This window comes from Jatrophihabitans sp. (assembly GCF_046262535.1).
GTDB lineage: Bacteria > Actinomycetota > Actinomycetes > Mycobacteriales > Jatrophihabitantaceae > Jatrophihabitans.
The window spans coordinates 18,984-40,733 of record NZ_JBHEMO010000081.1; the positions used below are offsets into that span (position 1 = coordinate 18,984).

The 21,750-nt window shown below is 70.3% G+C and carries 25 protein-coding genes; 16 read left to right on the forward strand and 9 right to left on the reverse strand.

What is annotated here, in order from left to right:
* Positions 1–3 precede the first annotated feature (3 nt).
* Complete coding sequence (locus tag ABR571_RS11610) at positions 4–276, forward strand: sigma factor (RefSeq protein WP_409453396.1); 273 nt, start codon at positions 4–6, stop codon at positions 274–276.
* Here ABR571_RS11610 and ABR571_RS11615 read toward each other — a convergent pair.
* Both ABR571_RS11615 and ABR571_RS11620 read right to left on the reverse strand, forming a co-directional pair.
* Entirely contained in the window at positions 194–859 is a 666-nt protein-coding gene (locus ABR571_RS11615; RefSeq protein ID WP_409453365.1) for a hypothetical protein, read from the reverse strand. The two genes, ABR571_RS11610 and ABR571_RS11615, sit on opposite strands and share 83 nt — an antisense overlap.
* A gap of 146 nt (positions 860–1,005) precedes the next feature.
* On the reverse strand, positions 1,006–1,791 hold the full coding sequence (locus ABR571_RS11620; RefSeq protein WP_409453366.1) for a 2-keto-4-pentenoate hydratase: 786 nt from the start codon (positions 1,789–1,791) through the stop codon (positions 1,006–1,008).
* Between the two features lie 76 nt (positions 1,792–1,867).
* Between ABR571_RS11620 and ABR571_RS11625 the strand changes: the two genes are divergently transcribed.
* From ABR571_RS11625 to ABR571_RS11660, 8 genes are all read left to right on the forward strand, one after another.
* A complete protein-coding gene (locus tag ABR571_RS11625) occupies positions 1,868–2,773 on the forward strand; it encodes an acetaldehyde dehydrogenase (acetylating) (RefSeq protein ID WP_409453367.1) in 906 nt (301 codons plus the stop codon).
* Positions 2,770–3,813 (forward strand): 4-hydroxy-2-oxovalerate aldolase, encoded by a 1,044-nt coding sequence (gene dmpG / locus ABR571_RS11630; RefSeq protein ID WP_409453368.1) that lies wholly within the window; start codon positions 2,770–2,772, stop codon positions 3,811–3,813. The genes ABR571_RS11625 and dmpG overlap by 4 nt, the downstream gene beginning before the upstream one ends.
* A gap of 9 nt (positions 3,814–3,822) precedes the next feature.
* Positions 3,823–5,022, forward strand: a complete 1,200-nt coding sequence (locus ABR571_RS11635) for an amidohydrolase family protein (RefSeq protein WP_409453369.1) — start codon at positions 3,823–3,825, stop codon at positions 5,020–5,022.
* A gap of 139 nt (positions 5,023–5,161) precedes the next feature.
* Complete coding sequence (locus ABR571_RS11640; RefSeq protein ID WP_409453370.1) at positions 5,162–5,596, forward strand: VOC family protein; 435 nt, start codon at positions 5,162–5,164, stop codon at positions 5,594–5,596.
* Positions 5,597–5,843: 247 nt separating this feature from the next.
* A complete protein-coding gene (locus tag ABR571_RS11645; protein ID WP_409453371.1) occupies positions 5,844–6,134 on the forward strand; it encodes a hypothetical protein in 291 nt (96 codons plus the stop codon).
* A 123-nt stretch (positions 6,135–6,257) separates the two neighbouring features.
* A complete protein-coding gene (locus ABR571_RS11650; protein WP_409453372.1) occupies positions 6,258–6,398 on the forward strand; it encodes a hypothetical protein in 141 nt (46 codons plus the stop codon).
* A 25-nt stretch (positions 6,399–6,423) separates the two neighbouring features.
* On the forward strand, positions 6,424–9,360 hold the full coding sequence (locus ABR571_RS11655) for a helix-turn-helix transcriptional regulator (protein WP_409453373.1): 2,937 nt from the start codon (positions 6,424–6,426) through the stop codon (positions 9,358–9,360).
* Between the two features lie 5 nt (positions 9,361–9,365).
* The gene (locus tag ABR571_RS11660) at positions 9,366–10,205 is read left to right on the forward strand and encodes a hypothetical protein (RefSeq protein WP_409453374.1); all 840 of its coding nucleotides are present in this window, start codon (positions 9,366–9,368) and stop codon (positions 10,203–10,205) included.
* A 7-nt stretch (positions 10,206–10,212) separates the two neighbouring features.
* On the opposite strand, the gene ABR571_RS11665 is transcribed toward ABR571_RS11660, so the two are convergent.
* Positions 10,213–11,196, reverse strand: coding sequence for a helix-turn-helix domain-containing protein (locus ABR571_RS11665; RefSeq protein WP_409453375.1), 984 nt, complete (start codon positions 11,194–11,196; stop codon positions 10,213–10,215).
* Between the two features lie 220 nt (positions 11,197–11,416).
* Between ABR571_RS11665 and ABR571_RS11670 the strand changes: the two genes are divergently transcribed.
* Positions 11,417–12,442 carry an LLM class F420-dependent oxidoreductase gene (locus ABR571_RS11670; protein WP_409453376.1) on the forward strand — a complete coding sequence of 342 codons (1,026 nt, stop codon included), beginning with the start codon at positions 11,417–11,419 and terminating at the stop codon, positions 12,440–12,442.
* 1 nt (position 12,443) lies between these two features.
* Here the strand turns inward: ABR571_RS11670 and ABR571_RS11675 are convergent, their stop codons facing one another.
* Entirely contained in the window at positions 12,444–13,658 is a 1,215-nt protein-coding gene (locus ABR571_RS11675; protein WP_409453377.1) for a lytic murein transglycosylase, read from the reverse strand.
* 342 nt (positions 13,659–14,000) lie between these two features.
* On the opposite strand from ABR571_RS11675, the gene ABR571_RS11680 reads away from it, so the two are divergent.
* From ABR571_RS11680 to ABR571_RS11700, 5 genes are all read left to right on the forward strand, one after another.
* On the forward strand, positions 14,001–14,216 hold the full coding sequence (locus ABR571_RS11680) for a cold-shock protein (protein WP_409453378.1): 216 nt from the start codon (positions 14,001–14,003) through the stop codon (positions 14,214–14,216).
* Positions 14,217–14,339: 123 nt separating this feature from the next.
* A complete protein-coding gene (locus ABR571_RS11685; RefSeq protein WP_409453379.1) occupies positions 14,340–15,962 on the forward strand; it encodes a DNA polymerase ligase N-terminal domain-containing protein in 1,623 nt (540 codons plus the stop codon).
* A gap of 45 nt (positions 15,963–16,007) precedes the next feature.
* Positions 16,008–16,859, forward strand: coding sequence for a dimethylargininase (gene ddaH / locus ABR571_RS11690; protein WP_409453380.1), 852 nt, complete (start codon positions 16,008–16,010; stop codon positions 16,857–16,859).
* Positions 16,860–16,949: 90 nt separating this feature from the next.
* Positions 16,950–17,963 carry an iron-containing redox enzyme family protein gene (locus ABR571_RS11695; protein WP_409453381.1) on the forward strand — a complete coding sequence of 338 codons (1,014 nt, stop codon included), beginning with the start codon at positions 16,950–16,952 and terminating at the stop codon, positions 17,961–17,963.
* 4 nt (positions 17,964–17,967) lie between these two features.
* On the forward strand, positions 17,968–18,942 hold the full coding sequence (locus tag ABR571_RS11700) for a glycosyltransferase family 2 protein (RefSeq protein ID WP_409453382.1): 975 nt from the start codon (positions 17,968–17,970) through the stop codon (positions 18,940–18,942).
* On the opposite strand, the gene ABR571_RS11705 is transcribed toward ABR571_RS11700, so the two are convergent.
* Genes ABR571_RS11705 through ABR571_RS11715 form a run of 3 tightly spaced genes read right to left on the reverse strand, consistent with a single transcriptional unit; the run spans position 18,863 to position 19,778 of the window.
* Positions 18,863–19,114, reverse strand: coding sequence for a CDGSH iron-sulfur domain-containing protein (locus tag ABR571_RS11705; protein ID WP_409453383.1), 252 nt, complete (start codon positions 19,112–19,114; stop codon positions 18,863–18,865). The two genes, ABR571_RS11700 and ABR571_RS11705, sit on opposite strands and share 80 nt — an antisense overlap.
* A complete protein-coding gene (locus ABR571_RS11710; RefSeq protein WP_409453384.1) occupies positions 19,111–19,320 on the reverse strand; it encodes a DUF6158 family protein in 210 nt (69 codons plus the stop codon). The genes ABR571_RS11705 and ABR571_RS11710 overlap by 4 nt, the downstream gene beginning before the upstream one ends.
* An 11-nt stretch (positions 19,321–19,331) precedes the next feature.
* Positions 19,332–19,778 (reverse strand): SRPBCC domain-containing protein, encoded by a 447-nt coding sequence (locus ABR571_RS11715; protein WP_409453385.1) that lies wholly within the window; start codon positions 19,776–19,778, stop codon positions 19,332–19,334.
* A gap of 131 nt (positions 19,779–19,909) precedes the next feature.
* Here ABR571_RS11715 and ABR571_RS11720 point away from each other — a divergent pair, with 131 nt between their 5' ends.
* Entirely contained in the window at positions 19,910–20,365 is a 456-nt protein-coding gene (locus tag ABR571_RS11720) for a DUF4383 domain-containing protein (protein WP_409453386.1), read from the forward strand.
* 74 nt (positions 20,366–20,439) lie between these two features.
* On the opposite strand, the gene ABR571_RS11725 is transcribed toward ABR571_RS11720, so the two are convergent.
* Both ABR571_RS11725 and ABR571_RS11730 read right to left on the reverse strand, forming a co-directional pair.
* Positions 20,440–21,135, reverse strand: a complete 696-nt coding sequence (locus ABR571_RS11725) for a hypothetical protein (protein WP_409453387.1) — start codon at positions 21,133–21,135, stop codon at positions 20,440–20,442.
* A complete protein-coding gene (locus ABR571_RS11730; protein WP_409453388.1) occupies positions 21,132–21,740 on the reverse strand; it encodes a DUF3618 domain-containing protein in 609 nt (202 codons plus the stop codon). The genes ABR571_RS11725 and ABR571_RS11730 overlap by 4 nt, the downstream gene beginning before the upstream one ends.
* Between the last annotated feature and the right edge of the window lie 10 nt (positions 21,741–21,750).

Here is a 21,750-nt window from a genome sequence, read left to right on the forward strand (position 1 = left end):
ACGGTGTACGAGCGGTACGGCCGCCTCGTGTTCTCGGTTGCCTACAAGGTTCTCGGTGACGTGCAGCTGGCAGAGGACGCGGCCCAGCAGACGTTCGTTCAGGCGTGGCGGGCCGCCTCGACCTACGATTCCGACCGGCCACCTCCGGTCGAGCTGGCGCCGCCAGGATGCCCCCGCCGGGTACCAGCGGTGCTCAGCTCGCCGAGGGCACCGGTCGGGCAACCGCCGGTTCGGCCGTGGCGGTCGCAGCGTCGTTGCGGCGCACGGCCAGCATGATCCCGACCACCAGTACCCACAGCGGCGCGGCGAAGAAGCCGACGAACCCACCCGGACCGGCCAGTGACACGACACCGACGACGATCGCGACCCAGCCCAACCACGCCGGCGCGAAGCGCGAGGTGAGAACCGCGAGACCGGCGCCGAGCATGAAGATGGCGATACCACCGATGAACGGCAGCCAGTCGGCGTTGTTCAGCACGTTGGCGACGTGGGCGACGTCGGCCTGCTTGTGGTCAGAGGCGCTCAACAGCGCGAGCTCGATCGTCGATCCCAGCAGGATTCCGGACGACCAGAGAACCGCCCCGGCCAGCATGACGGTCGCACCGACGTCACTCTTTCCCTGTCGCCGGGCCCGCGAGCGCAGGCCGCTCGCGAACAGCAGCAGCAAGGCCACGAGCAGCGGCGTGCCGAAGACCGAGATCATGCCGCGGCCCTGGTGGGCGGCGTAGAACTTGATAACGGTGGCGCCGGACGCCTTCTCCCCGGGTTCGTCACCCGAAAGGAAGAATCCGACCCCGATGAAGAGCGCTGCGAACAGCGGTCCGCACCACATGACCAACCGCGACGACTTGTCGTTCATCAGATCTCCCCGCTCCTCGTTAGCCGCACTTCCGCGGACGATGTCCAGGGTGGAGCTGGGGACGGGCGACAAGAAGGGTGCGGGCCGGTCAACGAGGTAGGGCTAGCACCCTGTCCTGCGCGGTAGTTGGCCGCGGCACAAACGGGTCAATCGACGATGCGGACGGACACCGAGCCGAGCCGGTCGAATTCGGCGCGGTACTCCTCACCGGCCTGCATCGGCACGGCCGCATGGAGGGCGCCGGTCATGATCACGTGCCCGGGCTCCAGCGCGATCCCGTCGGCGCCGAGCGTGTTGGCCAGCCACGCCACCACGGCCAGCGGATTGCCCAGCGCGGCCGCGCCCGCGCCGGTGTCCACCAGTTCGCCGTCCCGAGTGAGCACCATGCCGATGAGCCGGATGTCGATGTCGGCGAGCGGCAGGACGGTCTCCGACATGACCATCGCGCCGTTGCTGGCGAGATCGGAGACCGTGTCGGCCAACTTGATCCGCCAGTCGACGAAGCGGGAGTCGACAATCTCCATCGACGCGGCCGCGCCGGACACCGCGGCCCGAGCGTCGTCCACGGTGACTCCAGGTCCGCGGAGCTGCTCGCCGATCACCAGGACTATCTCGGCCTCCAGTTTGGGCGCGATGAAGGCGCCCACCGACACCTCGTCCCCGTCGCGGAAGACGGTGGAGCCGAGCACCGGACCGTAGTCGGGGTGGTCGACGCCGAGCATGCGCTGCATCGGCTTGGACGTCAGCCCGGCCTTGTAGCCGATGATCCGATCGCCGTCGGCGAGGATCAGGCGGACGAGCTCTGACTGCACCGCGTAGCCGTCGGCCATGCCGAGCGTGGGGTCCTCGTCGGTGAACGGTGCGATGGCCGTCCGCGTCCGGCGAGCCTCGTACAGCGCCCGGGCCTTCCCGGCGACATCGGTAATCGGCACGCCGTCTCCTCTCGTGGTAGAACACGTTACAGTTCTCCTCGACCGGTAGCGAACATCCTCGCGGGTTGGAGAGCTGATGGGTAGGTCGAACGGCAAGGCCGTCGCAGCAATCATCGGGCCGGGCAACATCGGCACCGATCTGCTGGCCAAGCTGCGCCGCAGCGACGTCATCGAGGTCGGCTACGTGGTCGGCGTCGTCGAGTCCGACGGCCTCAAACGGGCCCGCGAGCTCGGCATTCCGGCGTCCTCGGAGGGCCTGGACTGGCTGCTGGCGCAGGACCGGCTGCCCGACCTCGTCTTCGATGCCACGTCGGCCAAGGCGCACCGTGCCGCGGCGCCGCGGCTGGCCGAGGCCGGCATCGTCGCCATCGACCTGACGCCGGCTGCGATGGGACCCATGGTGTGCCCCCCGGTGAACTTCGGTGACCATGTCTCGGCCGGCAACGTGAACATGATCAGCTGCGGGGCACAGGCGACCGTGCCGATCGTCCACGCCGTCTCGTCGGTCGTCGAGGTGCCCTATGCCGAGATCGTCGCCTCGGTGGCATCGAAGTCGGCCGGTCCGGGAACCCGGGCGAACATCGACGAGTTCACGCATACGACATCGCGCGCGGTGCGCGAGCTCGGCGGGACGCGGAAGGGCAAGGCCATCATCGTGCTGAACCCCGTCGAGCCGCCGATGATCATGCGGGACACGATCTTCTGCGCGATTCCCGCTGACGCCGATCAGGACGCGATCAACGACTCGGTCGAGCGCCGGGTCAAGGAGGTGCAGCAGTACGTGCCGGGCTACACCCTGCGCGCAGCGCCGCAGTACGACCCACCGCGCGACGCGTGGGATGGCAACGGCCGGGTGGCTGTGTTCTTGGAGGTGCGCGGCGCCGGCGACTACTTGCCCGAGTACGCCGGAAACCTGGACATCATGACCGCCGCGGCCGCCCGCGTCGGAGAACTCATGGCGACGGAAAGGCTGGGCTCATGAGCGGTACGCAGCGGCCCGTCCGCATCACCGACACGACGTTGCGCGACGGCAGCCATGCCATGTCGCACCAGTTCACCGAGGAACAGGTGCGGGCCACCGTGCACGCCCTGGACGGCGCCGGCGTCGAGGTCATCGAGTGCAGCCACGGCGACGGCATCGGCGGCTCGTCGTTCAACTACGGATTCTCGCGCACCGACGAGATGATCCTGATCCGCGCGGCATACGAGGAAGCGACGCAGGCCAAGATTGCGATCCTGCTCGTGCCCGGTATCGGGACGATGGACGACCTGCGCAATGCCCGTGAAGCCGGGGCGTCCGTCGCCCGGGTCGCCACCCACTGCACCGAGGCGGACGTCTCCGTGCAGCACTTCGGCCTGGCCCGCTCGCTCGGGATGGAGACTGTCGGCTTCCTGATGATGAGCCACCGGACGTCGCCGGAAGAACTGGCCCGACAGGCCCGGTTCATGGTCGACGCCGGCGCCGAGTGCGTCTACGCGGTCGACTCGGCCGGCGCGCTCGTCCTCGACGAGGCGAAGCAGCGGATCGCGGCGCTGTACGCCGAGATCGGCGCCGAAGCCCAGGTCGGCTTCCACGGTCACCAGAACCTGTCCCTCGGCGTGGCGAACTCCGTCCTCGCCTTCCAGAACGGCGCGCGGCAGATCGACGGTTCGCTGTGCGCGCTCGGCGCGGGGGCGGGCAACTCCCCCACCGAGGTGCTGGCCGCGACCTTCGACCACCTGGGCGTGGCCACGGGCGTGGACGTGGGCGGCGTGCTCGACGCCGCCGAGGAGGTGGTGCGTCCCTACCTGCCCCGGTGGCCGAAGGCCGACCGCACGGCGATCGTGCAGGGCTGGGCCGGGGTGTACTCGAGCTTCCTGCTGCATGCCGAGCACGCGGCCGAGCGCTACGGCGTGCCGGCGCACGAGATCCTGCAGCGGGCCGGCGAGAAGGGCTACGTCGGCGGCCAGGAGGACATGCTCATCGACATCGCGCTGCAGTTGGCGCAGGAGCGCGACCTGGCGGCGACCGGCGCCCGATAATGTCGGTCCATGCGGACGGTGCTCGCAGGTGGAGACCTGTTCAACTCGCATGACGGCACGATCCGCCGAGGCGACATTGCGATCGACGGGGAACGGATCGTCGAGGTCGGGATCGGGCTCGACGGTGATGCGTCGGTTGATTGCTCCGGCCTGACGCTGCTGCCCGGGCTGTTCGACTGCCACGTCCACATGGCGTTCTCCGGCGACCTCGACTGGGTCCGCGGCTTGCAGCGCGGGTTCAGCTACCAGTTCTTCGAGGCGGCGCAGAACCTCCGCCGAACCCTGGACATCGGCATCACGACGGTGCGCGACGCAGGGTTCGCGGACATCGGCGTCAAGCAGGCGATCGAGGACGGTCTGGTCGAAGGCCCGCGGCTGCGCATCGCGGTGACGATCCTGAGCCAGACCGGGGGCCACGCCGACGGCATGATGCCGTGCGGGGTCGACATCAACCCGCCGCCGTACCCGGGAATGCCGAGTGGCGTCGTCGACGGCACCGAGAGCGTGCGGGCCCGGACCCGGGAGATCCTGCGCGCCGGCGCCGATCACATCAAGATCGCCTCGTCCGGCGGCGTGCTGTCGCCGACATCGGATCCGCGACTCGCCCAGTTCCTGCCCGACGAGATCGAGGAGATCGTCGCCGTCGCCCGGGCGGCCGGCACCTACGTCATGGCCCACGCCCAGTCGTCCGCGGGCATCAAGAACGCGCTGCGGGCGGGCGTGCGCTCGATCGAGCACGGCGTGTACCTGGATGACGAGGCGATCGAGTTGCTGCTGGCCGAGGATGTCTGGCTCGTGCCGACCCTGATGGCACCGCGTGGCGTCCTCGACGCGATAGAACGTGGCGAGCAGATGCCCGACCGTGTCGTCCAGAAAGCGTCCGAGGTGGCCGGTGCGCACATGGAGTCGGTCCGGCGGGCTGTCGCGGCCGGAGTACGCATCGCCATGGGCACCGACACCGGCGTGACCCCCCACGGCGACAACCTGCGCGAGCTGGCGCTGATGGCGGACGCCGGCATGTCAGCGCCCGCGGTGTTGCAGTCGACCACGCTCGAGGCCGCTCGGTTGATGCGGCTCGACGACGAGCTCGGGTCCCTGGAGGTCGGCAAACGCGCCGATGTCGTCGCGGTGGCGGGAGACGCGCTGTCCTTCGATGACCTGCGCGCGCGCATCACCCAGGTCTGGAAGGACGGCGCACGCCTTCGCTGAGCGGGTGATCACTTGCTCGCGTCTTCCCGCCTGGTGTGGTTGATTTTCGGGCCGGAAATCAACCACACCAGGCGGGAAGGCAGCAGTTCAGCGGGGGAAGCCGACTTTTCGAGCTTTCTCGCCGTCCTAGGCTGACTTGATGACCAAGGTGAAAACGGTGCAGGTAACCTTCGACTGCGCGAATCCACGCGCCGTCGCCGAGTTCTGGAAGAGCGTGCTCGGCTACGTGGACCCTCCGGTGCCGGATGGGTTCGCGTCCTGGGACGCCTTCGATGCCTCGCTGCCCCCGGAGCGGCAGGGCGCGACCTGGGCGTGCCAGGACCCGGAGGGCATCGGGCCGCGGTTGTTCTTCCAGCGCGTCCCCGAGGGCAAGACGGTGAAGAACCGGCTGCACCTCGATGTGCGGGTCGGCGTAGGGCTCACCGGCGATGAACGGGTCTCGGCGCTCGAGACCGAGGGTGCTCGCCTGCAAGCGCTCGGTGCGCGCCGCCTGCACCTGTTACCGGCCGATGACGAGGACGAGGCCTGCCTCGTGATGCAGGACGTCGAGGGCAACGAATTCTGCCTGGACTAGACGAACGAGTGAGTCTCCAGATCAGGACTTGGTCGCTGTCCAAGAACCGGTGCCCGCGGCATTTCCGCCGACCTTGTAGTTGCCGGACATCGAACTGTTCGACGCGGAGCCCGTGTAGGTGACCGCACTCGAGCCGACGGTGCCGAATTGAATGTGCCCGTTCGTGATGGTCCCGTTGATCGGAAGCGTGCCCGGGGCCGTGGACAAGTTGATCGTGCCGGACAGCTTTCCGTTCGCCTGAGTCCACTTGAGGACGAACGTTCCGCTGAAGGCACCGCTGTACCTCCCGTTCCACGTACCGGACAGGTCGGGGGCGCCGATCGCCGCCGACGACGAGGGCGGTGTCGAGGCCGCGGACGCGACCGGAGCCGAACTCGTCGCCGCGGCGCTGGTGCCAGCCGGCGGCGACGTCGAATCGGTGGATTTCCCCTTGCTCGAGGACGAGCAGGAGGCGATCAACGACGCCGATGTACAGATCACCACGACAAGTTTGATTCGCGCCATGGCCGCGCCCCCTCGGTGCTCATCCTCATGTTGACGCCAGCGGGCGTCAATGACAAGGAGCCCGGCCAGGCCGGACAAATACCTAAGGCCGGGTCGAGTCGAGGAGTAGGCATTCTCCCGAGGCGCCACCCCTTGCCTTAGGGCGAACGTGTACGGCATGAGCTACTACCTCAGCACCTACGCGTCGGACTACCGTCACGCCGAACTGCTGTCGCAGGCCCAGCGGGCCCGCCAGCGCCGAGCCGCGCGCGCGCACTCCCGCCGCAGCCGCCCGCAGCGCCGCGCCACCGAGCACTGATCTCGCTGGGGTGGATACTCGCGGCGTGGCGCGCAGGGTCACCAGCCGGACACTCATCGGGCGCTCGGCCCAGGTCGAGTCGTTGCTGGCTGCCCTCGATGCGGCGACCACCGGCGACTCTCGCATCGTGCTCATCACCGGCGACGCCGGCATCGGCAAGACCCGACTTGTCACCGAGGCGATCGAGCGGGCTCACGAGAAAGGCGTGCGCGCCGTCATCGGCGGCTGCGTGCAACTCGGAGAGGTGTCGATCGCGTTCGCGCCGCTCGTCGAGGCGCTGCGCGACCTGCAGAAGCAACTGGGTGAAGAAGAGTTCGACGAGGTGCTCGGCAGCGGCCGCACTCAGTTGAGCGCCCTGCTCAGCGGCGACGACGAGGCCCGCACCGCCAGTGGTGGGCTGTTCGAACACCTGCTCGGCGCGCTGACCCGGCTCGGCGCCCGCGCTCCCGTCCTGCTGGTCTTCGAAGATCTGCACTGGGCCGACGCGTCGACCCGCGACCTGGTTGCGTTCCTCGGCCGGAACCTTCGCAACGCCGCGGTGACGCTCGTCCTCACCCTGCGCAACGACGAGATCCACCGCCGCCACCCGCTGCGTCCCGTCCTCGCCGGGCTGGAACGCAACGAGCGTGTCGAGCGCATCGACATCGACGGTCTGGGACGGGCCGACGTCGAGCAGTTGCTGGGCGAGATCGACGCCGGCGACCTGGACGACGCGCAGGTCGACGAACTCGCCGCCCGCAGCGGCGGCAATCCCTTCTACGTCGAAGAACTCGTCGCCGCGGGACGGCTGACGGGCGGCCTCCCCGACACCCTGGCCGAGGTCATCCTGGCGCGCGTCGAGTTGCTCTCCGACGACGCGAGACGGTTGCTGCGCGCCGCTGCGGTGATCGACGACCACGTCGACGACGAGCTGCTCGCTGCCGTCACCGGCACCGCGCTAGAGATCGTCACTGCCGCGCTCCGCGAGGCCGTCGACGAGCAGGTGCTCGTCCTCGACGCCGACACCTGCCGCTTCCGCCACGCGCTTGTTCGCGAAGCGCTCTACGACGACCTGTTACCCGGCGAACGCACCCGCCTGCACGTGGCCACCGGCGGCATCCTCGAGGCCGCCGAACACCTGCCTTCGCACACCCGTTGGGCGATGCTGGCCCACCACTGGGACGCCGCGCGCGACGCGCCGAAGGCGTTCCAGGCCTCCGTCCGGGCCGGGCTTGAGGCCGAGAAGGTCTACGCCCTGGCCGACGCCGCCGAGCAGTACGAGCGGGCACTGGTGGTGATGGACCAGATCGACGATCCGCTGAGCCTGGCCGGAATGACGGCCGCGGATCTGCTGCTGCGGGCGTCGGATGCCGTGCAGGCGACGACCCGGACCAACCGCGCCGTCGACCTGGCCGAAGCGGCGTTACGGGAGATGGGGGAGGACGCGCCGGCCGAGAAGCGCGCGCTCGTCCACGAGCGGATCGGGCGCAGCAACTGGACGCAGCACCACGGCGCCGCCTCCATCGCCGCCTACGAGCACGCCCACGCTCTGGTCGCCGACCGCCCGGCCTCGCCTGACAAGGCCTTCGTGCTGTCGGCCCGTGGCCAGAGCCTGATGGTGCGCGCCCTGTACCGCGAGGCGATTCCGGTGCTGGAGCACGCCATCCACGTCGCCGTCGAGACCGGCGCCGTCGACGTCGAGGCGCACGCACGGTGCAGCTACGGACCGGCGCTGTTCGGCGCCGGTCAGGTCGACGCGGGCTTCGCCGAGCTCGACCGCGCGCTCGAACTCAGCCTGTCCGTCGGCGCGGGCGAGCACGCAGCCCGGACCTACACGAACCTGTCGCACTCCCACTACCAGGGCGGCCGCCACGACCAGGCCTTGGCGACCGGGCGCGAGGCGCTCGACTACGTCGTTCAGGTCGGGCATGCCCGTCACTACGGCGAGGCGATCGCCGGCAACGTTATAGCGGCCATGCACTGCGCGGGCCGCTGGGCCGAGGCCGAGGCCATTCACGACGACTCTCGCATCCCCAACGGAGACCCGTATCAAGAACTGCGGTGGCTGCCGGTGCTGATCAACACCGGTCGCATCGACGAAGCTCGGCGCCTCGTGCAGGCCACGCTCGTCAACACCGCCGAGGCGGACGACGTGCAATTCGCGGGCCTCGGCTTCCTCATAGCTGCCCGGCTGTGCGTCATCGACGGCAAGTGGGATCGCGGTCGCCGCTACGTCGCCGATGCGTTGACCCTCATCGAGCAGACGGACGATCACTTCTTCCGGGCGATGGCCTTCGCGCTCGGGCTGCGGCTCGAGGCCGACCGCCTCGACTCACCCGACGGTCGCCGGGACGCGGCGGAGGTCGAGGCTGCCCGCACGGTCGCGATCGACCTGCATCGGCGCATGCACGCGGCGACGGCCGAGTTCGCCAAGCGCGGGGTGTCGATGTTGCCCGAGCCAGCCGGCTGGATCGCCACCGGTGAGGCCCTCTTCGCCCAGGTGTCCGGTTCACCGGACCCGGACCTGTGGGCGGCGGCCGAGGACGCATGGCGCCGCGCCGGCCAGCCGTTCGACGAGGCGGCGGCGAGCGTCGCGCGCGCCGACGCGCTGATCCGCACCGCTGGCGACCGCGACCTCGCCGCGGCGCTGGTCCGCGCCGCGCTGGCCACGGCGGTCACCCTCAATGCCAAGCCGCTCGAGGCCGAGATCCGCGGGCTGGCCCGCCGCGCCCGCCTCGATCTCGCCGACGGCGCGGTCCAGCGCGACGGCGTCGCCTCGCTCGACATCACCCCCCGCGAGCTGGACGTGCTGCGCTTGGTCGCACAGGGCCGGACGAACCGGCAGATCGGCGAGTCACTGTTCATCAGCGAGAAGACGGCGAGCGTCCACGTCACCAACCTCATGCGCAAGCTCGGCGTCGCGTCGCGCGTCGAGGCGGCCACCGTCGCCGTCCGGAACGGCATGGCCGATGCGCCAGAATGACCAGTGTGGCCGATGAGGACGACGCGGTGACCGAGGCCGCGAACGAGCTGTACGCGGTGTCGCCCGACGAGTTCATGGCCAAGCGCGCGGACGTGGCTCAGCGCGTGCGAGCCAGCGGTGACTCGGCCGGGGCCGCCCGCATCGAGAAGCTGCGCAAACCCACCGCCGCGGCCTGGATCGTCAACGCCTACGTCCTGTCCGACCCGTCGATCGTCGACCAGCTGACCGATCTCGGTGGGCGGTTGCGCGAGGCCCAGGACGCGCTCGACGCGGCACGGATGCGCGATTTGACCAGCGAGCGACGCGCCCTTGTCAGCAGGTTGGCCAAGGACGCCTTCCGCCTGGCCGGCCGCAACCAACCACCGGCGGGGCTGCGTGACGAGGTCACCGGAACGTTCGAGGCCGCTATCGCCGACGACGATCTGGCCGGACGACTCGGTCGGCTCCAGCGCGCCGAGCAGTGGTCCGGCTTTGGCTTCGCACCAACCTGGTCGCCCGAGCTGACGCTCGTCCAGGGTGGGCGGACCCGCACCCCGGAGCCGGCCCGCCGTCCGGAGAAGCCTAAGCGCAGCGCGGCCGACAGGCGCCGTCAGGAGCGGGCCCTGGCGGCGGCGCAGAAAGCCTTCGACGAGGCGGACGCAGCCTCCGGCGAGGCGCGCGACACCGAGCAGGGCTTGAGCCAGGAGATCAAGCGACTGACCAAGAAGCTGGCCAAGGTGCAGGATCAGCTGGACACCGCGCGCAGCGACATCGAGACCGCCCGCAAGGAGGTCGCCTCAACACGCAGCAAGCGGCGCGAAGCGCGGTCGGCGCTCGACCGCGCCGAACGTGACGCCGCCGACTGAGCGACCCTCAGCGCGACGCCGCGTCACGGTGCGTCGAACGGTAGGCGCGCGGGCTCAAGCCGAACTCGCGCCGGAACGCGCGCGAGAAGTACTCGGCCGACGCGAAGCCGCACTCCACCGCCACCCGCTCGACGTGGCCCGGCCCGCTGCGCGTGCCGAGGATCTCCGCGGCGCGCTCGAGGCGACGCCGACGGATTCGCGCGGCGGGGCTCTCCGTGCCGTTGAACGCACGGTAGAGCTGACGCAGGGAGATGTTCAGCTGGGCGGCAATGGTGGCCGGCGTGAGCAGCGGATCCGTCGCCTGCTCGTAGATGATCGCGTCCGTGCGCACCCGAACCTGCTCGGCCTGGGCCAGATCCGGGCCCGGACGGCGCACCGCGGTGCGCAGCAACAGCGCGGCGAGCGCCGCGAGGTACCGATCCACCCCGATGAGACTGGACGAGGTGCGTAGCTCGTCCCCGCCCACCAACAGCAGCCCCACCGCGGCGCGCAGCAACTGCAACTGGAACGGAGTCAGCTCGTAGGGCTGGTCGGCCATCTCGCGGATCACCGACGGTTCCACGCCGATCGCGGCCAAGGGGATGTTGAGCGTGTACAGGTGGGAATTCGCGGTGAACTGCTCGGCGATCTCGTCGGCCGCGTCGTACACGCGCATTATGCCGGTCGCAAGGCCGACTGGATCGAACACCGAGCCGGTGCCCTCGACCCGCGCAAGCAGATGCACGCCGCAGTCGAACGCCCCTCCCGCGGCGGCACGGGGTGGCCGGTAGAGCTCGGCCCCGCTCAGTGTCGACGCCGACCAGATACAGCGAGTCCCGCGCAGCCGGCCGCCCTTGAAGAAGTACGGGGCCCGACCCGTACGCAGGGGCGAGATCTGCATTCCAAGCGGCCCCGTGGGCAGGCGTCCGGTCCACGTGTCGGGGTTGTCGGCCGACACATCCAGCCAGGCGACGGCCCCCGGAGGGGGCACGTCACTTGAACCCTCGTTCATCGTCGAACCTCCACGACCACCGAGAGCCCCCCAGCCCGCCGTCGTTTCAACGACGGATTCCGCACCCGACCCGCACATGGCGTGACAGAAACGCTAGGGATCGCGCGGCCAGCCCGCAACTCTGCGGCCAAAGTCGGGACCTTCGCCCGACGCTTCGCCGGCCCGGCGCCTGGATACGATCTGGAACACGTTCTAGCGCTCGACCGCAGAGGAGACCTCGGTGAAGCTCGGCTACCACACCGGTTACTGGTCGGCCGGCCCGCCCGCGGGCGTGCCCGAAGCCATCGCCCGATGCGAGCGGCTGGGCTTCGACTCCATCTGGGCCGCGGAGGCGTACGGATCGGACTGCCTGACGCCGCTGGCCTGGTGGGGTGCCTCGACGGAGCGGATCCGTCTCGGAACGAACATCATGCAGATCTCGGCCCGCACGCCCGCGGCCGCGGCCATGGCGGCGATGACTCTCGATCACCTGTCCGGCGGCCGGTTCATCCTCGGTCTCGGGGCGTCGGGCCCGCAGGTCGTCGAGGGCTGGTACGGCCAGCCGTACCCGAAACCGCTCGCCCGTACCCGCGAGTATGTCGAGGTCATCCGCCGGATCCTCGCGCGGGACGTGCCGGTCACGCATGCCGGCGAGTTCTATCCCCTGCCCTACCCGGGCGGCGCGAACCTGGGCAAGCCGTTGAAGTCGACGGTGCACCCGCTGCGGAGCGACATCCCGATCATGCTCGGTGCCGAGGGGCCGAAGAACGTGGCGCTGTCGGCCGAGATCGCCGACGGCTGGCTGCCGATGTTCTTCTCGCCGAAGATGGACGGCTTCTACCGCGAGGCACTGGCCGAGGGCTTCGCCCGGCCGGGTGCGCGGCGGACGGCGGCCGACTTCGAGGTTCCGGCCTTCATCCCCATGGTGGTGCACGACGACGTGGAAGAGGCCGCGAACCTGGTCCGCCCGTCCATCGCGCTCTACATCGGCGGCATGGGGGCGAAGTCCATGAACTTCCATGCCAACCACTTCGCCCGCCTCGGTTATGAGGCCGAGGTCGCGGAGATCCAGGAGCTGTTCCTGTCCGGCCGCAAGCTCGAGGCCATGGGTGCGGTACCCACCAAGCTGGTCGAGGACATCGCGCTGGTCGGGCCGGCGGCCAAGATCCGCGACGAACTCCAACTGTGGAACTCGACCGTGATCACCAGCCTCATCGTGCAGTCTCCGCCGGAGCAGGTCGGCGCCGTGGCCGACATCCTGTCCTGAGTCAGGGACCGGCAGTCGGGGAGTTCGAGGTCGATGGCGCCGGTGCCGGCGCCGAGCAGGTTGCCGGCGTGCCGCCCGGCGCGGTCGTCGGGTCCGGCGTAGCCGTGGGATCCGGGCTGCAGGTCGGATCGGGCGTCGGGGTGAGCGTCGGCGTGGGCGTCGGCGTCGGTGTGGGCGTCGGCGTGGGCGCCGGGCTGCTGGACGAGGCACCGGACGCCGGAGCACTGCCCGAAGCCGCAGTGCCTGTCGACGCGCTTCCTGTCGACGTAGCGCCCGTTGGGCTGCGGCGAGTCGGCGCGACGGCGCTCATCGTGACCGCGGTCCGGGCCGTCGTGGCGCCGCGGGGCGTACCGGGATCGGCCGGCGGGATGTTCGGAGCCGGGGAGCCGGCCGGTCCCGTCGCGGGGAGGACCGGGACGGTCACGCCGACGCCGTCGGCGTAGATCCTCTCGACGCCCATGACCGTCTTCACGTAGTCCATCGACTGGTTGTAGGTCAGGATCGCCTGCACCTGGCCGTGTGCAGTGGTCAGGTCGCCACCCGCGGCACACAGGTAGTCGGCCGCGGCAGCCGCCGCGTCGAAGATGTTGAACGGATCGCGCACTCCGTCGGCGTTGGCGTCGACGCCCCAGCCCGCCCAAGTGGACGGGATGAACTGCATCGGGCCGACCGCGCGGTCGTAGACCTTGTCGCCGTCGAGACGGCCGCCGTCGGTGTCCCGGATGACGGCCGTCCCCTTGCCGTTGAGCGGAATGCCGACGACCGGTGGCGTGGACAGGCCGTCGACGTGCAGGGTCGCACCGGCGAACCGGCCATGATCGGACTCCACCCGGCCGATGCCGGCGAGCAGCGGCCAGGCGAGCCCACACGAGGGCGCTCGGGCTGCTTCGCGGGTGGCGGCACGCTTGTAGGCGGCCAGGGCGGTGCTCGGGATTCCGCTGGCGGCCAGTCCGGATGCCACAGCCTCGGCGGCCGACGGAGCCACGGTCGCGGCCAGGGCGGCCGCGCGAGGTGCGCCCTTGGCGGCGACATCGGCGGCACTCAGGCCGTTCGGCCCGCCCGGCTGCGCCGTGATCGCGACCGGGCCGGCCGCGCGGGCGGCCGCAACTCGCACGGCCGCCGGCTTGGCCTGAATATGCGGCGATCCGTTGGTCGGCGTCGCGCACCCGGCCACTGTGAGGCCGGCGATGCCGATTAGCGCGATCGCAGCGGTCAACGGGCGGAGATTGCGCGAGGCGGGCGGGAAGGACATATGCAAGATCCAGTCGTGAGTTGCCGGGCTATTTCGCTTTGGCGTCGCTGCCTGCCCGTGTAGCGCGCCAGATCACCGTAAAACGGGTTCTCCGCACTGCCAAACTATTCGGGACCTTCGACTGGCCGCGGGCTCGCAGATGGCTGACCGGTGCCGCGAGCACGCGGCCGCTCCACTCGCTCTCCCGGTCGGGCCGGACAAATCTGGCGACTTAGCGGTCAAGTCGGCGGAAAAACTTGACGGTCGAGCGTCCGCACCACTAGGAACGGCGGCGGAGCCGTACGAATACAGTTCGGACTCTCGTCTATGGGTTGGAGCAGCATGCAGGGAACGGTCAAGTGGTTCAACGCCGAGAAGGGCTTCGGATTCATCGCCCCCGATGACGGAAGCGCGGACGTGTTCGTCCACTACTCGGAGATCCAGGGAAGCGGCTTCAAGACGCTCGACGAAGGCCAGCAGGTCGAGTTCGAGGTCGGTCAAGGCCAAAAGGGCCCACAGGCCCAGGGCGTCCGGGCGCTCTAAACACCAGCACGCCGGAGCGGGCGATCGGGTCCATCCCCGGCCGCCCGTTTTCGGCTGCCCGGCGGCGCGATCGCGGCGAACAGCTCGTTTGCCGCCCCCGGCGGCGCGCGCTTCACTCGAAGGGTGCCTCCTCGTCGTCGCTCCGGGTCTGCGGGCAAGCTCGCGACCTACCGCGCGAAGCGCGACTTCTCCCGCACGGCCGAGCCCGCGGGCGGAACCCCGCCGACCGCCGACGGCGCCCGCCGCTTCGTCGTGCAACGGCATCGGGCGCGGCGGCTGCACTACGACCTGCGCTTCGAGATCGACGGCGTGCTCGCGAGCTGGGCGGTGCCCAAGGGTCCGACGCTCGACCCCAACGTGCGGCGCGCCGCCTTCCACGTCGAGGATCACCCGCTCGAGTACTTCGACTTCGAAGGCGTCATCCCGGCCGGCGAGTACGGCGGCGGGGATGTCATCGTCTGGGACGCCGGCACGTGGGAGCCGCACAAGGCGGGCGACCCGCCCGACCCCGCGCGCTCGGTGGCGAACGGCGAGCTGCACGTCGAGATGCACGGCGAGAAACTGCGGGGCCGCTTCGTCCTCGTGCGTACCCGCACCGATGGGTCCGGCAAGGAGGAATGGCTGCTCCTGCACAAGCACGACGACTTCGCCGTCGACGGATGGGACGCCGAGGACCACCCGCAGTCCGTCCTCAGCGGCCGCACCAACGACGACGTCAAAGCCGACCCTGACCGGATGTGGCGCTCCGACGTGCCGGCGGCCCGGGCGTCGCTGTCATTGAAGCCGGCCTCGGTCGGCGCCGCTTCGGCCGACGAACTCGCCGCGCTCGACCGGCTCGACCGGGCCGGCGACTGGGCGATCTTCGGCCGCGAGCTGCGGGTGACCAACCTCGACAAGGTGCTCTTCGATGCGCGCAAGGGCGAGCAACCGGTGACCAAGCGCGACCTGTTGCGGTACGCCGCTCGGATCGCGCCGATCCTGGCGCCCTATCTGACGCGTCGCGCGCTGAACATGCACCGGTATCCGAACGGCGCCGGTACGAAGGGGTTCTGGCACAAGGAGTTGCCCGACCACGCACCGGAATGGTTGCCGCGCTGGGACAACCCCGAAGCCGATCCCGGCGAGACGCGAACCTACCTCGTGGTCGACGAGCCGGCCGCGCTGGTGTGGGCGGCCAACTTCGGCGCGCTCGAGTGGCACGCCTGGACCTCGATGGTCGACAAACCGCACCAGCCGACCTACGCACTCATCGACCTCGATCCCGGCAACACGACCTCGTGGGACGACCTCCTCGTCCTCGCCCGCCTGCACCGGACCGCGTTCGAGCATCTGGACGTGTTGGCGCGCCCCAAGATCACCGGGCGCCGCGGCATCCAGATCTGGGTTCCGATCGTCCGCGGCCCGGACTTCGACGAGACGCGCGCCTGGGTGGAGCAGTTGTCCAAGACGGTCGGCGCAGTCGTGCCCGAACTCGTCAGCTGGAAATGGCAGGTCCGCGACCGGGGCGGCCTCGCCCGGCTCGACTACACGCAGAACGCGATCAACAAGACGCTGGTGGCGCCGTACAGCCCGCGCCCGGCGCCGGGAGCCCCCGTCTCGGTGCCGATCGGGTGGGACGAGCTCGACGACCCGACGTTGCGGCCGGATAAGTTCACGATCCGGACGGTGCTGCCGCGGCTCGAGGAGAAGGGGGACCTGTTCGCCGCGCTGCTCGGCGCCGACCAGCGCCTCCCCCACCTCACCTGAGCACCCAGGGTTTAGGAAGGGCCGCCGGGCGGGGATGCCGCCTGTATGACGGTGAACGTCGCTTCAGCGGCGCCGGCCACGGCGATCGCCGGGTCGATGCCGGTCCAGCGGCGCTACCTGATGTGCCCGCCGACCTATTTCGCGGTGCGCTACAGCATCAATCCCTGGATGCATCCCGCCCAGCCCGTCGACGTGCTGGCCGCGATCGCCCAATGGCAGAGGCTGCACGACACGTTGATCGCGCTCGGCCATCACGTCGACGTGATGCCGGCCGACCCTGACCTACCCGACATGGTGTTCACCGCCAACGGCGGCATCGTCATCGGCGACCGGGGCTTGGTGCCGCGCTTCCGGCACGCCGAACGCGACGCCGAATCGATGCACTTCGCCCGGACCATGAAGGACCTCGGCCTGGCCGAGGTCAGGCAGGCCCGCTTCGTCAACGAGGGCGAGGGTGACTTCCTGCTCACCGGCGAGCGCATCCTCGCCGGCACCGGGCTGCGCTCCGACCCCCGCGCGGTGAAGGAGGTGCAGGACTACTTCAGCCGTCCGGTGGTCGCCCTGCAACTCGTCGACCCGCGCTTCTACCACCTCGACACCGCGCTGGCGCGGCTCGACGCCGATACCGTCGCCTACTGGCCGGGCGCGTTCGCCCCGGAGAGCCAGGACGTGCTGAGAGAGCTGTTCCCGGACGCGATCCTGGCCGACGAACGGGAAGCGGCCGCGCTCGCGCTGAACATGCTCAGTGACGGCTCGACGGTCATCATGACGACCGAGTGCGATGAGTTGGCCGAGCGCATCGTCGAGCGTGGATTCGCGGTGCTGCGCGCTTCCACCAGTGAGCTGCGCAGGGCCGGCGGGGGCGCGAAGTGCTGCGTCCTCGAACTGCACCGCTGAGCCGCAGGCCTACCGACTCCGGCTTCGGTTTGCCCGGTCGGCGAAGAGGGGAAGCATCAACCGACAAACCGCGTCCGACCGGAGGCACCGATGCTGCTGCCCGCCGCCCGGGGCCCGTTGACGACGGCCCTGGTCGCCGCCCTGCGCGGGGACGACCCGTCGGCAGTACCGGCGCCGCCACTGGGCGTCGCCGAACCGCTGACCGACGACGACACGCAGCTGGCTCTGTGGATCTGCTTCGAACTGCACTACCGCGGTTTCGACGACGTGGCCGACGGCTGGGAATGGGAGCCGGCGCTGATCTCGCTGCGGCGCGATCTAGAGTCCGGCCTGCTCGACGCGGTCCGCGCGGCCGTGGTCGTCCCCCTCGAAACGGCGCCGCTGCCGGAACGGCTGCGCCGGCTCGTCGCGGCCGATGACGGACCTCCGCTGGCCCGCTACCTGCAACGACGCGGCACCCGGGACCAGTTCCTCGAATTCGTGATCCACCGCTCGGTCTACCACCTCAAGGAGGCCGATCCCCACACCTGGGGAATCCCTCGCCTGGCCGGCCGGGCGAAGGCCGCCCTGGTGGAAATCCAGGCCGACGAGTACGGCGGCGGAAATGCCGCGCGCATGCACGCCGAGCTGTTCCGCGCCACGATGCGCGGCCTCGGCCTCGACGACACCTACGGCCGGTACGTCGACGCCGTGCCGGCGATCACCCTTGCCAACAACAACCTGATGTCGGTGTTCGGGCTGCGCCGAGAGTTGCGCGGCGCGCTGGCCGGGCACCTCGCGGCGTTCGAGATGACGTCCTCGGCGCCGAACCGGCGCTACAGTCAGGGCCTGCGCCGGCTCGGCGGTGACGCGGCAACCCGTCGGTTCTACGACGAGCACGTGACAGCCGACGCGCTGCACGAACAGCTGGCGCTCTACGACCTCTGCGCCAGCCTGGCCGACGACGAGCCCGAGTTGGCCGAGGACATCGTCTTCGGCGCGGCGGCTGCCCTGCACCTCGGCAATCTCAGCGCAGAGCAGATGCTCGAATCCTGGCGGGCCCACGTGTCGTCGCTGCGCGACGTGGGCGCGGCGGCCACGAGCCCGATCGCCGACGTCTCCTGAGCACGTGCAGTACCTGCTGCCGATCAAGGCCGGCCCGAACGACGACCTGCAGGAGCTGGCCCGCTACGTCGCGGATCTGCGCACTCGGCTGCCGGTGATCGTTGTCGACGGGTCGGACCCGGACACCTTCCGTCGCAACCAGGCACTGTTCGCCGGCGTCACCCACGTGGCGCCACGCGCCGACTTGCAGTGCGCGAACGGCAAGGTCGCCGGCGTGCTGACCGGCTTCACCCTCGCCGCGTCCGACAAGGTGGTGATCGCCGACGACGACGTGCGGTACCAGCCAGCCGAGCTGGCCCGACTCGAGCAGCTGCTCGAGGAGGCCGACGTGGTGATGCCGCAGAATTACTACGCGCCTCTGCCGTGGCCGGCGCGCTGGGACACCGCGCGCACGCTGGTGAATCGCGCCCTTCCCTCGGGGGACTATCCCGGCACCCTGGGTGTGCGTCTGAGCGAACGGATGCGGCACCTCGGTTACGACGGCAACGTGCTGTTCGAGAACCTCGAGCTGATCCGCTCGGTGATCGCCGACGGCGGGCGGCCGATGGTCGCGCGCGACCTGTACGTGCATCGGCTCCCACCCACCGCGAAGCATTTCGCCGGGCAGCGCGTCCGGCAGGCCTACGATTCGCTCGCCCAACCAGGCCGGTTGGCCGTCGAGCTCGCGTTGCTGCCTCTGGCGCTGGCCGGGGCAGGCCGCGGCCGGGTCCTGGTCGGCCTGACCGCCGGGTCGATCCTGACCGCCGAGGTCGGCCGGCGCCGCGCGGGCGGGGCGTCCTACTTCCCTCCGTCGGCATCGTGGCTGGCGCCGGCGTGGATCGCCGAGCGCGCCGTGTGCGCATGGGTCGCCGTGGCACGACGGGTCGCGTTCGGCGGCACGCCGTATGCGGGACGGCGGATCAGTCGCGCGGCGACGTCCGTGTCCGCGCTCCGCCGAGCGCGCGCGCGATCTTGTGGCTCCCGTCGCAGAACGGCTTGACCGCCGAGCGGCCGCAACGGCAGAGGGCAACGGTGCGACCACTTTCGATACAGGCGCCGTCCACCGAGCGGATCTCGAAGTCCCCGCGCAGAACGAGCGGCCCGTCCGGATAGGGGGTGAGCGTGGCGGCCGGCTCCTCGACGGGTTCCTCAGCCGCGGCGGGGACGTTCACAGCGCGGCCTTTTCGTCCGCGTCCTTCACCCGGCCGGCGAATCGCTGCAGGTACGCCTGCTCGAGCTCGGACGCGCGGGCGCTGTGGTTGCGTAGCTGGTCCACCGTGCCGTCGACGAAGATGTCATGGCGCTTCTCGTGCACATGGCTCAGCTCGCGTTCGAGGTCGTCGTCGCTCAGCTCCGACGCCGGGATGCCCTGGGTCATGATCTGCCTCCTCAGTCGGCGGGTGTCGTGCGCCGTTCGACCACTGCGGCCAGCCGGGCCAGTCCCTCGGTATTGCGGCGGACGAGCATTGCCTCCGACAGCGGGTTGTGCAACCACTGGCCGGGCCCGCTGACCGGCGTCTCGTGCATGGTCACCCGGGTGCCGTCGCCGTCCGCTTCGAGGTCGATCACGATCCGCGCCTCGCCGAAGGGCCGGCCGCGGGCGAGCAGGACCAGCCTGCGGTCGGGCTCCATTTCCTCGACCACCGTCTCGTCGCGCATCGCCATCGGCCACACGCCAGAGGCGTGGAAGAGCCGGCTGCCCTTGGCCGGCCAGTCCGCCTCGACGGCGCGCATGTGCGAGGTGCCGACGACCCAGTTGGTGTACATCCACCCGTCGGCGAGGACGGCGAAGGTCTGCGCGGGGCTCGCGTTGATCCGCGTCGTGTTCTCTGCCATACCCATGAGGTGCCCACTGCGGCGCCCGCGCTATCGAGGAGTGGCCCGCTGCACCGGTTTGCCCTGTGATCCAGGCGGGTACCGCGGTCGAGAGCTCGAACTCACGGGCTGGTTCCACAGGAAGGCTCATCATGACCACCGCCCACCAGCAGTCGTCTCGGACCGACCGCAGCCGGCTGCAGCTGGCGGCGACCGTCGTCGCTGCGACGTTCGTCCTCGTCGGCATCCTCGGCTTCGTTCCGGGGATCACCACGCACTACGGCGACATGACCGGTGCCGGCCACAACTCGATGGCCAAGCTGCTCGGCATCTTCAACGTCTCGGTGCTGCACAACGTCGTGCACCTGCTGTTCGGGATCGTCGGGCTGGCTCTGGCCCGTACCGCGGCCGGCGCCAAGAACTTCCTCATCGGCGGCGGCGTGATCTACCTCGTGCTGTGGATCTACGGCCTGCTCATCGACAAGAACAGCAACGCCAACTTCGTCCCGGTCAACACCGCGGACAACTGGCTGCACTTCGTGCTCGGCGCCGCAATGGTCGCCCTCGGTGTCGCGCTCGGTCGCCGCGCGGTCAACACCCGCGGGTAAGCCTCCAGCTGACCGAAGAACCCGGCACCGGCCTCGCGGCGGTGCCGGGTTTCTTTGCGCCCGCGAGCAGAGAGCTAGGGCTGGACGCGCTCGTCGCCGCGGCTGTGCCGCGCGGCGCGGTAAGACCGGGCGCGCAGCTGGCGAATCCAGTCGTACGGTTCGAGGCCCGCGATCGGGTTGGTCATCGGGTCGAAGGCCACGTACTCGTCGGGCGAGGGCTCCGGGAAGACCGTGAGGCTTCCGAACCGCCGCCACGGCCCTCGCGGCGGCGACGCGACCTGCAGATCGAAGCGCAGGTCGCCGGCCGGACCGGTGATTCCTGCCGCCGCCAGCAGCAGCGACCCGGCCGGCGTCCGGTAGGGCAACAACGTCGAGTATCTCGCCGCCGGGTCACGGACGGGCCGAAGCACGAAGCGCCCGATCGGGCCGGAGCCCGTCGTCGCGAACAACAGATCACCGTGCCGGGAACCCCCGAGCGGCACCCGGATCGCCAGGCCGAGCACGTCTGGCACCGGGCCGGGCAGGCCGACCGACCGGGACAGGCGTACGAGCACCTCGTCGACCCCGCCGGTGTCCAACCAGTCGACGCCGGTCGGTTCGCTCAGGCCGACCCGCTCCAGCGTCGCGGCGTGAACGCTGCCCCGCGGATGCAGCGGTTTCGTCGCCGGGCGCAGCCGACCGGCGGCACCGAAGACGCCGGCCAGACCCTTGCCGAAGACGCGAGCGGCGGCGCCAGTGGCGCCGCCGCTCCCTTTGCCCTGGTCGCTCACCCCTGCAAGGGCGCTTTCACGTCGTCCGCGGCCGACTTCGCCTGGTCGGCGGTGTCGCTGACCGCCTGAGTCGCGGCGTCCTTGACCTGCTGGGCTGCCTGCTGCGCAGAGCCCTGCAGCTCGGACGCCACTGCCTTCGCCGAGTCCTGCAGCGGACCGCGAGCCTTCTCCTCGGCCTGGGCCGCGAGCTCCTGCTCCTTCTCGCTGGCCGGCGCCAACGACGCGATGACCATGCCGACGCCGAAGGCGACCAGGCCGGCCGCCAGCGGGTTGCCCTGCGCCTGCTGCCGGACCGCCTGCGGCGCGGAGGCCGCGGCGCTGCCGAGACCGGACACGGCGTCGCCGACGCTCGATGCCGCGCCGCTCACCGCGCCGGTGGCCGACGAGACACCGGACCCGGCCGTGCTGCCGGCCGAACGCAGACTGTCGGTAGGCATCGAGCCCATGACGCGCTCCTTCAAGCTGGTGGCGGTGCCCTTGACCCGGTCGACACGACGGCTGACCACACGGCCGGGCGAGACCTTTTCGGTCAGGCGATCGACGTCGGCACTCAGCGACTGCCGGGTGCCCTCGATGTCACGCTGAATCTGTTCCGGACTGCTCATGCGTTGTTCT